The 12,967-nt window shown below is 70.7% G+C and carries 8 protein-coding genes and 1 pseudogene; 3 read left to right on the plus strand and 6 right to left on the minus strand.

Annotation, left to right across the window (positions count from 1 at the left end):
• Window positions 1-981 (minus strand): annotated as a pseudogene (locus F3J18_RS31245) (hypothetical protein); the annotation flags it as partial.
• Window positions 956-3,826, minus strand: coding sequence for a bifunctional glycoside hydrolase 114/ polysaccharide deacetylase family protein (locus tag F3J18_RS31250; protein WP_240154761.1), 2,871 nt, complete (start codon window positions 3,824-3,826; stop codon window positions 956-958). The gene F3J18_RS31250 and the pseudogene F3J18_RS31245, both read right to left, overlap by 26 nt.
• Before the next feature lie 204 nt (window positions 3,827-4,030).
• Here F3J18_RS31250 and F3J18_RS31255 point away from each other — a divergent pair, with 204 nt between their 5' ends.
• On the plus strand, window positions 4,031-4,261 hold the full coding sequence (locus F3J18_RS31255) for a hypothetical protein (protein WP_166915974.1): 231 nt from the start codon (window positions 4,031-4,033) through the stop codon (window positions 4,259-4,261).
• Between the two features lie 303 nt (window positions 4,262-4,564).
• Here the strand turns inward: F3J18_RS31255 and F3J18_RS31260 are convergent, their stop codons facing one another.
• Complete coding sequence (locus F3J18_RS31260; RefSeq protein WP_017919837.1) at window positions 4,565-5,515, minus strand: aldo/keto reductase; 951 nt, start codon at window positions 5,513-5,515, stop codon at window positions 4,565-4,567.
• Window positions 5,516-5,739: 224 nt separating this feature from the next.
• Window positions 5,740-6,411, minus strand: a complete 672-nt coding sequence (locus tag F3J18_RS31265; protein ID WP_205195633.1) for a class I SAM-dependent methyltransferase — start codon at window positions 6,409-6,411, stop codon at window positions 5,740-5,742.
• A 455-nt stretch (window positions 6,412-6,866) separates the two neighbouring features.
• Between F3J18_RS31265 and F3J18_RS31270 the strand changes: the two genes are divergently transcribed.
• Together F3J18_RS31270 and F3J18_RS31275 are read left to right on the plus strand one after the other, a co-directional pair.
• Window positions 6,867-8,363, plus strand: a complete 1,497-nt coding sequence (locus F3J18_RS31270) for a PLP-dependent aminotransferase family protein (protein WP_166915978.1) — start codon at window positions 6,867-6,869, stop codon at window positions 8,361-8,363.
• A 174-nt stretch (window positions 8,364-8,537) separates the two neighbouring features.
• A complete protein-coding gene (locus F3J18_RS31275) occupies window positions 8,538-9,806 on the plus strand; it encodes an acyl-CoA dehydrogenase family protein (RefSeq protein ID WP_166915980.1) in 1,269 nt (422 codons plus the stop codon).
• Between the two features lie 24 nt (window positions 9,807-9,830).
• On the opposite strand, the gene F3J18_RS31280 is transcribed toward F3J18_RS31275, so the two are convergent.
• A complete protein-coding gene (locus F3J18_RS31280; RefSeq protein ID WP_166915982.1) occupies window positions 9,831-12,251 on the minus strand; it encodes an ATP-dependent DNA helicase in 2,421 nt (806 codons plus the stop codon).
• Window positions 12,248-12,967, minus strand: a 720-nt coding sequence (locus F3J18_RS31285; protein WP_166915984.1) for a VRR-NUC domain-containing protein, incomplete at its 5' end; no start/stop codon positions are given. The genes F3J18_RS31280 and F3J18_RS31285, both read right to left, overlap by 4 nt.

Raw genomic sequence — 12,967 nt, forward strand, 5'->3', positions numbered from 1 at the left:
TCGAACGGCCCGACCCTGGCGTTCAAGGACATGGCCATGCAGCTGCTCGGCAACCTGTTCGAGTACACGCTGGCCAAGCACGGCGAGACCCTCAACATCCTCGGCGCGACCTCGGGCGACACCGGCATCGCCGAGCACCTGCAGCAAGCGCTTCACATACTGCGCGGCCAGATCGGGCCGCCCCGCCGCGAGCGCCACGTTCGACAGGAAGCGCAGCGTGTCGGGATCGTCGCCGAGATCGCCCAGGTGCGCCTGCGCGGCGGCCATCGCGCCGCCCATGTCGTTGCCCGACTGCAGCGCCTTGACGCCGGCGATGAAGGCATCGCGCCGCGCCGCCCGGGTGGCGGCGCGCGCCTGCAGCGCGAACCAGGCATCGGCGGCCGCGCGATAGTCCTGGCCGCCGAGCCGGGTGGCCGCCAGCTCGGCGAGCCAGGCCTCGGCATGCGCCGGATCCTGCTGCGCGAGCCGCGCGTAATAGCGGCCGGCCAGCGCGTTGTCGCCGAGCCCGCGCGCCTGGCGCGCCAGGGCGCCGAGCGCCTCCAGGTCCCAGGGGCGGTCCACCGCCTGCGCGAGCAGCGCGTCGAGTTCGCGGATCCGTGCCGCGCGCGCCGGATCGTCGGGCTTGAGCGCGTAGAGCTTGCGCTGCGCGATCGAGATGCGGATCGCCAGCGCGTTCTGGCGCGCCGACGCATCCTGCGCGGCATCGAGCCGGTCGAGCATGCGCGCCACGTCGGCGCTGCGCCCGCCGCGCAGGTAGGCGCGCGTGAGCACCGCCTGCACCTCGGCATTGTTCGGCTCGATGCGCAGCCAGGCCTCCAGGTAGGCGATCGACAGGCTGTCGGTGCCGGCCAGCACGCGCACGTCGAGCTTGCTGCGCGGATAGGCGAGCAGCAGCAGCGCGCCGATCAGCACGCCGAGGACCAGCACCACGGGCAGCGGAAAGAACCGCTGGCGCTCAGATGTCGCAGGCGACGTCAACATGCAGGCTCGAAGGGGTGGAAGCAAGCGGATGGCGGGTGACGCGGCAGGCGCCGGCATTGGCCAGGCGGAACTGCGGCGCGATCAGCGAATGCAGGTCGAAGGAGAAGCCGCGCGCGTTGCGCTCGAAGTTGTCGAGCGAGCCGTTCGCGTCGGCCAGGTACGGGATGCGCGGCGCCTGGGCGGCGTCGATCACGGCGAAGCGCGCCTGGCTGCCGCTCAGGTGCACGTAGGTGCCGCCCGGGCCCGGCGCGTAGCCGGCCACGCCGGTGGCGCCGCGCAGGTCCGGCACCTTGCCGGCCGGCAGGCGCACCGTGCGCAGGCGGCCGGCATCGCGGATCACCCAGGCATCGCCGTCGCGCGCGATGCTCATGTCCAGCGAGTCGAGCACCTTGCGCGCGTAGTCCGACGAGAACACCGGCGTGACCGGCTGCGCCAGCACCGCCTTGAAGATGGTCTCGAGCGCCTTCATCGAGGCCAGCTTGGTGCCCGAGAACATGTGGTAGTAGATGTCCATCGGCTTGAAGCGGATCGGCGCGTCGGTCATCGCGAAGGTTTCCAGCACGCGCGTGAAGCCGTAGAACGGGCCGTGCCAGAGGTCGGTGTAGAGCTCCTCGTTCTGGTTCGGCGCGAACACCTGGTAGTAGCCGTCCTTCATCACGCCCAGCGGCGCGATCGCGGTCCAGCTCGGGTAGCTTTGGGTGATCAGCGTGTCGCCGCCGTTCATGTTCAGCACCCCGGCGCGGTAGGCCGCCTTCAGCACCGGCGCGGGCACCTGGCAGTCGCCGCTCCACAGCACCATCTTCACCGGCTTGGCGGCCGGCGCGATCTCGCGGTCGATATAGGAGATCGAGCCGCCCACCTCGCGGTCGATGCTGAAGCGGTAGCCGGGGATGTCGATCGACAGCCCGCTGGAACTCGCGGTGCCGCCGCCCTCGGCCGGCGCGTCGTCGTCGGACACGCCCAGCCCCGTCACGCGCATCCATTGCAGCGGGTGCGTGTAGGTATGGGTGGCCACCTCGACGTTCGGCAGCTCGAACAGCTTGCGGCCGATCCCGCGCAGATGCGCGGCGAAGGCGCGATACGGGCCATCGTCGCTCACCTCGCCCTCGATCAGCGAAACCGTGGTCGGCATGCCCGAATCGCGCAGCAGCCGGTACAGCTCGTCGCCGGAATACAGCGGCGTGGCCGGGGCGTTGGGCATGGCCGCGGTCGAATACTCGGAGCGCGAAGCGAAACCGTCGCCGTCGATATGCGACATCAGCAGGCGGCGGCCGTTCTCGGTGGTGGTGTCGGGCACCGGCATGTCGGCCGGCAGGCGCAGCGCGGCGCGCAGGAATTCGAGCGGCTGGGTGACCCAGCGCGACTGGTTGACGGCGCCCAGCGAGTAGACGCCGAACGGCCGCATCACGTAACCGCCCCAGGGCGTGAGCGCGGCGCCGTCGATCTCGAAGGCGCCCGAGCGCAGCCGCAGCAGCGAGCGGCTGTGCGCGCCGGCCCGCACCGCCGTGTAGTCGCGCGGATCGGGCATCGGCTTCATCTCGAAGCCCATCAGTCGCGGGTCGTAGTTCTCCACCTCGAGGCGGCCCTTGGCGGGCGCGCCGTCCACCATGGTCAGGTCGAGCTTGCGCGCGAGCTGCACGTCCATCGGCGTGCCGAACGAGGTGAACACGGCGATCGGCATGTGCGCGTCCACCTGCGCCTCGAGCCAGGCGCGATAGGCGGCGCCGCGCGGCACGTCGTTGTTGAGCCAGAGCACGATGCCGGCGTAACGGTCCGACAAGGCCCCGCCCGGCAGTTCCCCGCGCGCGTCCACGTAGTCGACCTGGTAGCCGAGATAGTTGAGCGGCATGGCCAGGTAGCGCACGCCCGGCGAGACGTTCAGGTCGGTGCGCGCGGGCGGGTCCTGCAGCACCAGGATGCGGCGCTTGAGCGGCTCGACCGCGCCCACGCCCATGGTGGCCAGCGCCCCGTCGGTCACATAGGGCACCAGGCCGTCGCCGCGGATCCGTTCGATCGCGTCGCGCGAGCAGGCGCGATCGCCGGGCGCGCAGTAGTCGATCGAGATCACCGGCAGGCCGTATTGGGAGCGGATCGTCCTGGCCTGGCCGAGCAGCCAGTCGCGATCGGGCTGGGACACCGCCACGTAGCGCTGCTGGGCCTGGTTCCAGCCGTGATAGAGCGATTCGAAGGCGACCGCGTAGACCTGCTCGTGCACCTGCGGGAGGATCTCGAAACCGCGGTTGAGAATCAGCTTCGCGGCCGGATAACGCGCGCGGATCGCGCGGATCACGGCGACCAGCCCGGCCTGCTGGCGCGCGCGCGCCTCGTCGGTGGTGGCGGCGAGCTGGTAGGAATCGAGCGTGTCGAGGAAGAAGCCGCGATAGCCCTTCTCCCACAGCGGGCGGATCACGTGATCGACGAAGAAGGCCGGCCAGTCGGGCTGGCCCTGGTCGATCACGCGCGAGGCCCAGGCGGCATTGCTGCCGGCGAACCAGTTCTTCGGGATGCTCGCGTAATAGTCGCGCGAGGGCAGCACCTCGCCGACGCTCGCGTAGGCGAACCAGGTGGTGTGCGGCAGCGGATGCGCGAGCGGATCGAAGCCGCTGTCGGGCTCGACCACCGCCGCGTCGTAGGCGGACAGCAGTTCGACGGGAGGCTGCTTGCCGTAATAGAGCGCGAAGGACGGTTGCGCGGCGGACTTCAGCGGGGCGGCGGTGGGAACGGCGGGAGCGGATGCCGCGGGCGCGTCGGCCTGGGCCGTCGGTGCATCGTCGGCGGCCAGCGCGGCAGGCGCGCTCGCCAGCAACGCGGCCACGCCGAACCAGCGGCGCATGATGCGCGCCATTCGTGCGGCTCGGGCGTATCTCGTATCGGCGGCGTCGTTGCGGGAGTCTGGCTCCCGCTTATCGAACAGGCGGCGTCTCGTCATCGATTTCCAGTGCGTCGATCGGCAAGCGGGCAAACCACAAGGTCATGGCATGGCGCCACCGGACCGCCCTTTTTTTGAATACGGCGATTCTAGCCAAATAACGAATGATGGCAAATCCATTTGCCGAAAAGCGTCACAGTGACGACACAATGTTGTCCAGGACTTGCCGAACGCGATGGATGCTGCGTCATTGCCGAGCAGATCGTCGCCGAATCCGCGAATCCCGGTACGGTGGCGCGTAGCGCCGGTATCGACGCGAATGAAATGATCGGCCGGCGCCATTCAACGATTTCGAATGAATCATTTCATCCGGCATTCGATAAATCATTCATGGCGATCGGTAAAAAATAGCCAAGGAGATATCGCCATCGTGGCGGGCTGACCGATCCTCGCGCGATTCGGGCTGTTCGCCCCGGAAACATCTAGATGACGGGATGGTTGCGCATGCAACCCGCGCGCATCGTCGGCGATAAAGCTGATGAATGACCGGCTCGCGAGCCTCGCCCGAAGCACGATGGTCGAGGGGCGATGAGCAGTTCCCGTGCCCGGGCCGGACTCGAGAACGGGCGGCTGAAGCGCCGCGAAAGACACCGCGCCGGCCCCATGCGAGCGCATGCGGGCCGGCCACGGCGGATGAGGATCGGCCTGGGCGGCTCAGGCCGGGGCGCTGGCCTCGTCGAGCTCGCGCACGTCGGCAGCGCTCAGTTCGAGGCGGATCGCCTCGCCGAGCGCCTTCAGTTGTTCGAGCGAGGTGGCGCTGGCGATCGGCGCGGTGATGCTCGGCCGCGCGATCTGCCAGGCCAGCGCGACCGAGGCGGGCGTCGAGCGATGCCGCCCGGCCACTGCGTCGAGCGCCTCGAGGATCCGCAGGCCGCGCGGGTTCAGGTACTTCTCGACGCGCGAGCCGCGCTGGCTCTTGCCGAAATCGGCCTCGGAACGATACTTGCCGCTCAGGAAGCCGCTGGCCAGCGCGTAGTAGTTGATCACGCCCAGGCCCAGCTCCTTCACCACCGGCTCGAGATCGCTCTCGTACTCGGCGCGATCGTACAGGTTGTACTCGGGCTGGATTACCTGGTAGGCCGGCAGGCCGTCGCGACGGCTGATCTCGGCCGCCTCGCGCAGCCGCGCGCCGCTGTAGTTCGAGGCGCCGATGATGCGCACCTTGCCCGCCTCCACCAGGCTGCGATAGGCGCCCAGGGTCTCCTCCAGCGAGGCCGTGTCGGCCAGGTCGCGATGCGAGAAATAGAGGTCGATGTAATCGGTCTGCAAGCGGCGCAGCGAATCGTCGGCCGCCTTCAGGATGTTCTCGCGCGACAGCCCCGCGCGCGCCTCGAGCAGCCCGACCTTGGTGGCGATCACCACGCTGTCGCGCTTGCCGCTGCGCTTGAGCCACTTGCCGATGATGGTTTCCGAGTCGCCGCCCTGGTTGCCCGGCACCCAGGCCGAGTAGACGTCGGCGGTGTCGATGAAGTTGATGCCGTGGTCCGCGAGCGCGTCGAGCAGCGAAAACGAGGTGGCTTCGTCGGCCGTCCAGCCGAACACGTTGCCGCCGAACGCGATGGGCGAGACCTGGATCTCCGAGTTGCCGAGTGAACGCCTTGCCATCTGCCTGTCCTCCATGGAATCGTTGAAGCCGCCGGGGCCGCGCGAGGCGCGGCAGGCGGCGCGATGAGAGCCGATGCGCCATGCTAGTGCCGCGCATCGGCGCGACCAAGCGATTAAACCTGAAATGGAAATGGGCTGCGCTGGGAAGGCCGGCAGGCGGGCGCGCCGCCGGCAGCCGGCACAAAGGCGCATCGCCGCCTGTCGAGGCGCGGCCGGCCTCGCGGCTATTGCTGCCGCCAGTAGACGCTGCGTCCGTCGCCGGTCGGCACCAGCTTGGTGTGGTTGACGTGGGTGAAGGCCAGCGGCGCGCGCACCCAGTCGTATTCGAGCACGAACTGGCGCGCATGCAGCGTCGCGACCAGGTCGGCCAGGCTGATGCGGGCGGGCGCGTAGCCGCGCAGGATGAAATACTGCATCTGCCAGACCTGGGCCCAGGCCCAGTTGTCGTGCCAGCCGAAGTCGCGCTCCGACCAGACCGAGACATGCGCCTCGGACAGCACGTTGTCCACCGAATTCTGGATCGCCGCCTCGGGCAGCACGATCACGGTGTAGGCCGAGCGATAGGTCAGGAAGTTGAGCAGGTCGAGGCCGGCCGATTTCGGCAGGTGCTCGATGCAGTCGCCGATGATGGTCAGGTCGAACATCTCGTCGACCATGCGCGCCGGGATCTCGGTGGCGCTCATCAGGTGCAGCGGGTCGTAGAGCCGGTCGAGGCCGTATTTCTCGACATAGGACGGCTCGATCTCGACGCCTTCGAGCCGCGCCTCGGGCAGCGCCGCGCGCACCATCTGCCCGTACTTGCCGGCGCCGCAGCCGATATCGAGCACGCGCGAGGGCGCGACCGCGGCGAGCAGCGCGGCCGTGACCGCGTCGAAGGAACCGGCGGAAAACGGCATGGAGGTGTCTCCCTGGAAGATCGATCGGGCCGGGCGGGCCGGCGGCGCTTGGGCGATCAGCATAGCGTTCGGCTGGTCAGCACCGCAAGGGCGGAGCGGCTGGGGTGGTGCTTGCTTGGGGTGGTGCTTGCTGGGGGTGGTGCTTGCTGGGGCCGTACTTGTTTGGGGCCGTGCTTGCTTGGGGCCGTGCTCGTTCGGCGCCATGCCTGGTTCGAGCCGCGATTGGTTCGGGCCACATCCGGTTCGCGCCGGCTCGACTCGCGACCGGCTTGGTTCGTCGTGCCGCCCCGATCCGAGCCCCCTTTCAAGCCCGATGTCGCGTCCCGCGGCGCCCCCCTCGATCGATTCCGCGTTGTTCGATCGGCGATCGATCCCCTACAATGCGCCGACCGACGTTTCCGCCTCCACGCCATGCCCCGCCTGCCCGCGCCCTGCTCCCAGCGCGCCCGTTACCGATGAGCCGCCGCGCCGGCCCGAGCGCCGCGACCACGCGCTACGAGGCGCTCGCGCACGCGCTCGCCGACGAAATCCGCTCGGGCAACGTGGCGGTCGGCGCGCGCCTGCCCTCGCTGCGCCAGATCATCGCCCAGCACGGCGTGAGCCAGTCGACCGTGTTCCGCGCCTACTACCTGCTCGAGGAATGGGGCTTGATCCGGGCCCAGGAGCGCTCGGGCTACTACGTCGCGCCGGGTGCGCGCCTGGCGGCGGCGGCTGCCAGCTCCGCCGCCGCGGCCGGGCCCCAGGCCGGTGCCGGCGACGACGCCCGCGCGCATGCGCCCTCCACCCGCGTCGACATCAGCGAACTGGTGTTCTCGGTGCTGGACGCGGTCAAGCGCCCCGACATCGCCCCGCTCGGCTCGGCCTTCCCCGCCCCGCAACTGTTCCCGCTGCCGCGCCTGGCGAAATCGCTGGCGACGGCCGCGCGCGAGCTGGACCCGTGGAGCACGGTGGTCGACCTGCCGCCCGGCAACGAGGCGCTGCGCCGCCAGATCGCGCTGCGCTACCTGGGCCTGGGCATCGCCCAGCCGCACGACGAGATCGTGGTCACCAACGGCGCGCTGGAGGCGCTGAACCTGTGCCTGATGGCGGTCACGCGGCCGGGCGACGTGGTGGCGGTCGAGGCGCCGGGTTTCTACGCGGCCCTGCAGGCGATCGAGCGGCTCGACCTGCGCGCGGTGGAGATCCCCGTCGATCCCGAACGCGGCCTCGACCTCGACGCGCTGGCCGAGGCGCTGGCGCGCCATCCGATCCGCGCCTGCTGGTTCATGACCAGCTTCCAGAATCCGACCGGCGCGCTGCTGGCCGATGCGCGCAAGCGCGCCCTGGTCGAGCTGCTGGCGCGCCACCAGGTGCCGCTGATCGAGGACGACGTCTATGGCGAGCTGCATTTCGGCTCCCGCGCGCCGCTGCCGGCGCGCGCCTTCGACCGCCATGGCCTGGTGATGCACTGCAGTTCCTTCTCGAAGACGCTGGCGCCGGGCTACCGGATCGGCTGGGCGGCGGCGGGCCGCTACGCGGCGCGCGTGCAGCGCCTCAAGCTGATGACCACCATCTCGGCCAGCATCCCGGTGCAGGCGGGCCTGGCCGACTATCTCGAACACGGCGGCTACGACCGCCATCTGCGCCGGCTGCGCGCGGCGCTGGCCGCCCAGCTGGAGGCGCTGGCGCGCGCCATCGCCCGCTGGCTGCCGCGCGAGGTGCGCTGGACCCGCCCGCAAGGCGGTTACTTCGTGTGGATCGAGCTGCCCGCGGAGATCGACGCGATGGCCCTGCACGCGCGGGCGCTGGCGCGCGGCGTCGGGCTCGCGCCGGGGCCGATCTTCTCGGCCTCGCATGCCTTCGCCAACTGCATCCGCCTGAACTTCGGCCATCCCTGGTCGGACGAGCTGGAGCGCGCGATCCGCACGCTTGGCGAGTTGCTGGCCGATCCGGCCGTGCAACGCCGCGGCTGAACGGGCGCTTGCCGCCGGGGTGGGCACGACGGCGGCATCCATCCCGGAGCCCGCGCCGGGTCCCTTGCCGACGCTTTTCCCTTGCCCGGAATATCGATCCCCGAACTGCTTGGTTGCCAGCGCCGCGCGCGGCTTCGTATAAATCGGGCTTGGTCCCCCCGCAAGGAACGCCCCATGTCCCGCACCGCCCCTCCCGCGCTGTCCACCGGCACCGACTACGAGACGCTGGCCGCGCGCTTCCGGCCGATCTTCGCGCGCATCGCCGAAGGCGCCGTGGCGCGCGACCGCCGGCGCGAGCTGCCGGTCGAGCCGATCCGCTGGCTCAAGCAGGCCGGCTTCGGCGCGATTCGCGTGCCGGCCGAGGCCGGCGGCGCCGGCGCCTCGATCCCGCAACTGTTCCGCCTGCTGATCGAGCTGGGCACCGCCGATTCGAACCTGCCGCAAGCGCTGCGCGGCCATTTCGCCTTCGTCGAGGACTGGCTCAATGCCGAGCCCGGCGAGGCGCGCGACACCTGGCTGGCGCGCTTCGTCGACGGCCAACTGGTCGGCAATGCCTGGAGCGAGATCGGCGAGGCGGCGCTCGGCGAGGCCGGCACCAAGGTGTCGCGACGCGATGGCGAATGGGTGGTCGACGGCGAGAAGTTCTATACGACGGGCAGCCTGTTCGCCGACTGGATCGACGTCTACGCGCAGCGCGCCGACGACCTGAGCCCGGTGATCGCGGCGGTGGCCACGGCCCAGCCCGGCGTGAGCCTGGTCGACGACTGGGACGGTTTCGGCCAGCGCACCACCGGCAGCGGCACCACGCGCTTCCAGGCGGCGCGCGTCGATCCGCACGGGCTGGTCGAGTTCTCGCGGCGCTTCCGCTACCAGACCGCCTTCTACCAGTTGTTCCACCTCGCCACGCTGGCCGGCATCGCGCGCGCGGCCGAGCAGGACGCCGCGCGACTGGTGCGCGAGCGGCGGCGCGTCTACAGCCACGGCAACGGCACGCGCGCCGGCGACGATCCGCAGATCCTGCAGGTGGTCGGCGAGGTGGCGTCCTGGGCCTATGCCGCCGAGGCGATCGCGCTGCGCGCGGCCGAGCCGGCGCAACTCGCCTATGCATTGCACGACGGTTCGGACAGCCCCGGGGAACATGCAGCCAACCTCGCCGCCGAGCTCGAATCGGCCCAGGGGCAGGTGGTGGTGACCGAGCTGGTGCTGCGCGCGACCACCCATCTGTTCAACGCGCTGGGTGCCTCGGCCACGCGCGAGGCGAGCGATCTCGACCGTCACTGGCGCAACGCGCGCACGGTGTCCTCGCACAATCCGGTGGTCTACAAGGCGCGCATCGTGGGCGATCGCTCGGTCAACGGCACCGAGCCGCCCTTCGTCTGGAAGGTGGGAACGCCGGCCGCGGGCGCCGCATCGGCCGCGGCGGATCGCAAGCAGGCGGCCTGAGCCCGGGCAGGCCCCAGACGATCGTCACTCCACCCGCCACCATCGCGGCAGCAGCCGCTGCACCTCGCGGCGCCGGTAGCGATCGTCGATCAAGTGCACCACGCCCTCGTCGTGCTCGGTGCGGATCACGCGGCCGGCCGCCTGCACCACCTTCTGCATGCCGGGGAACAGGTACATGTAGTCGTAGCCGCTGCCGAAGCGCACCTCCAGCGCGCGCCGCATCTGCTCGTTGACCTCGTTGACCCGCGGCAGCCCCAACGTGGCGATGAAGGCGCCGATCAGCTTGTCGCCCACCAAATCGATGCCCTCGGCGAACGCGCCGCCCAGCACCGCGAAACCGATGCCCTGCCCGCCTTCCCGGAAACGCGCCAGGAAGGCGTCGCGCGCGGCCTCGTCCATGCCGCGCTCCTGCATCCAGACCGGTAGCTCGGGATGCCTCTCGCGGATCAGCTCGACGATGCGGCGCAGGTAGTCGAAGCTGCTCAGGAAGCCGAGGTAGTTGCCGGGCCGCTCGGCGTATTGCCTGGCGATCAGCTCGACGATCGGCGCCAGCGAGCGCTCGCGGTCGCGCCAGCGCGTCGACACGTGCCCGGCCACGGTCACCTTGAGCTGCGCGGCGCGGAATGGCCCTTCGACGTCGAGCGCCGGGGTCGCCTCGGGCAGGCCGAGCGTGTCGAGGTAGAAGTGGAACGGCGTCAGCGTGCCCGAGAACAGCACGGTGGCGCGCGCCAGCGCATGGCGCGGCGCGAGGAAATCGGCCGGGATCACGTTGCGCACGCACAGCACCGATTTCGCGCGCCCGCCGCGCGAGCCGCGCTGGCGCGCCGCCTCGCCCTCGACGCGCGTGACGTCGAAGATCGAATGCGTGTCGAACTGCTCGGCCAGGTTGACGAAGTGCATCGCGTCGAAGGCGAACTGCAGCACGTTCGGCTCGATCGACAGCGGCGCATCCGCCATCACCTCGCTGACGCGCCCGATGAAGCGCTGCGCGGCCAGCAGCAGCGCCGAAGGCACCGTGTCCATCACCAGATAGGCGGCTTCCTGCTCGCGGTTGAGCGCGTTCCACTCGCGGTTCAGCTTCTCCAGCGGCGCGGCCAGGGTGGGCGGCGCGTGACGCTTGGCATCGGCCAGCACGAACTGGTCGAGCGTCGCGCTGTACATGCCGCGCGCGCGGTCGAGCAGGTTGTGCGCCTCGTCCACCAGCACGCCGATCCGCCACTGGTTCTGCACCGCCAGCGAGTGCAGCAGCGCGCTGCCGTCGTAGTAGTAGTTGTAGTCGCCGACGATCACGTCGCTCCAGCGCGCCAGCTCCTGCGCCAGGTAATACGGGCAGACCTGGTGCGCCAGCGCCACCTCGCGCACCGTCGCGCGGTCCAGCGTGCGTAGCGCCAGCGCTTGGGCGCGCGCGCCGCCCAGCCGGTCGTAGAAGCCGCGCGCGAGCGGGCAGGATTCGCCGTGGCAGGCGCGGTCCGGATACTCGCAGGACTTCTCGCGCGCCACCAGTTCGAGCGTGCGCAGCGGCAGCGGCGCGGCGGTGGGGGGCGCCCCTGCAGCCGGCTCATCAGGTGGGGCTTCGGGCGATGAGGCTTCAGACGGCAAATCACCTGCGGCTTCGGATGACGCATTCCCAGGCGGTGGAACGGCCGTCGATGCATCCACCGCCGCGCCCTCGTGCGCGGCGCGCAGCAAGGCCAGCGCATCGAGCGCCAGCGCGCGCCCCGGCGTCTTGGCGGTCAGGAACAGCACGCGGTCGAGATAACCGTCGCCGCAGGCGCGCAGCATCGGGAACAGCGTGCCGACGGTCTTGCCGATCCCGGTCGGCGCCTGGGCCAGCAAGGCGCGGCCGTCGCGCGCGGCGCGATAGACGTCGGCCGCCAGCGCGCGCTGGCCGCTGCGGAAGCTGCCATGCGGGAACGGCAGCACGCGCAGCGCCGCGTCGCGCGCCTCGCGATGCGCGGCCTCGCTGGCCGCGAACGCGGCGAAGCGCTCGCACTGCGACTCGAACCAGTCGCGCAGCGAGTCGGCGCTGTGCGTCTCGGTCAATACCGACTCGCGATGCGAATCGACATCGAAATAGACCAGCGCCACGGTCAGGTTCGCGAGGTCGCGCATCTTGCAGAGCAGATGCCCGTAGACGCGCGCCTGCGCCCAGTGCAGCGCGCGATGGTTGGCCGGCATGCGGTTCAGGTCGCCGCGATAGGTCTTGATCTCCTCGAGGCGGTTCAGCGCCGGATCGTAGCCGTCGGCGCGCCCGCGCACCGCCACCTCGCCATGCTCGCCGGCCAGCGCGATCTCGCGCTCGTAACCGTCGTCGCGGCGCGAGGTGACGATGCCGTGGCCGATGATGCCCTCCTGCGACGAGGGCGCCGGCGTGAAGCGCAGGTCGAGATCGCCGCTCTTGGCGGTGAACTCGCACATCGCGCGCACCGCGACGGTGTAGCTCATGCGCCCGGCTCCGCTTCGGCATCCACATCGGCATCCGCCCACTCGACATCGATCACGCGCACCGGCACGCCGTGCGCCACGCAGTAGTCGAGCCAGCGGATCTGGTTGTCCTGGAGGCGGTCGCCGGGGCCCTTCACCTCGATCAGCTCGTAGCGGCGCTCGGCCGGCCAGAAGCGGATCAGGTCCGGCAGCCCCGAGCGGTTGCCGCGCGGGTCGTCGAGCAGGCGTTCGAAGCAGCGGCGCAGATGGCGCGCGTCGATGCAGTCGAGCGCCAGCGCCAGCAGGCCGTCGTCGAGCGCGCCCCAGAACACGAAGGGCGACTGCAGCCCGGCTTTCTCGCGATAGCGGCGCAGGATCGTGTCGCGATAGGCGCCGCTCTCGAGTTCGGCCAGGCAGGCCTCGAAACCGGCCGCGCGGCGCGCGCGGAAATCGGGCGCGTGCAGGTCGGCCGGGCCGCGCTGGAACGGGTGGAAGAAGGCGCCGGGCACGGCCGCGAACACGGCGTCCCAGCACAGCAGCCCGAACAGCGAGTTGATCAGCGTGTTCTCGACGTAATGGACCACCGCGCCGGCGCCGCTCAGGTGCGCGCCGACCGCCGTCTCGACCGAATGCGGGACCTGCGGGATCGCCAGCACCAGGGTCTCGCGCGCGGCCGGCGCCAGCGCGGCGAGGCGCTCGACGGGCCGCCCGGCGCGGCGCAGCAGCCGCGGCAGCAT

The organism is Burkholderia sp. Ax-1720 (genome assembly GCF_011753035.1).
In the GTDB taxonomy this organism is placed as follows: Bacteria; Pseudomonadota; Gammaproteobacteria; order Burkholderiales; family Burkholderiaceae; genus Burkholderia; species Burkholderia gladioli.

Coding starts and splice junctions, on each gene's coding strand:
- F3J18_RS31250 (WP_240154761.1), bottom strand. CDS start 3,826: ATGGCGCGCATCATGCGCCGCTGGTTCGGCGTGGCCGCGTTGCTGGCG.
- F3J18_RS31260 (WP_017919837.1), bottom strand. CDS start 5,515: ATGGCAAGGCGTTCACTCGGCAACTCGGAGATCCAGGTCTCGCCCATC.
- F3J18_RS31265 (WP_205195633.1), bottom strand. CDS start 6,411: ATGCCGTTTTCCGCCGGTTCCTTCGACGCGGTCACGGCCGCGCTGCTC.
- F3J18_RS31270 (WP_166915978.1), top strand. CDS start 6,867: ATGAGCCGCCGCGCCGGCCCGAGCGCCGCGACCACGCGCTACGAGGCG.
- F3J18_RS31275 (WP_166915980.1), top strand. CDS start 8,538: ATGTCCCGCACCGCCCCTCCCGCGCTGTCCACCGGCACCGACTACGAG.
- F3J18_RS31280 (WP_166915982.1), bottom strand. CDS start 12,251: ATGAGCTACACCGTCGCGGTGCGCGCGATGTGCGAGTTCACCGCCAAG.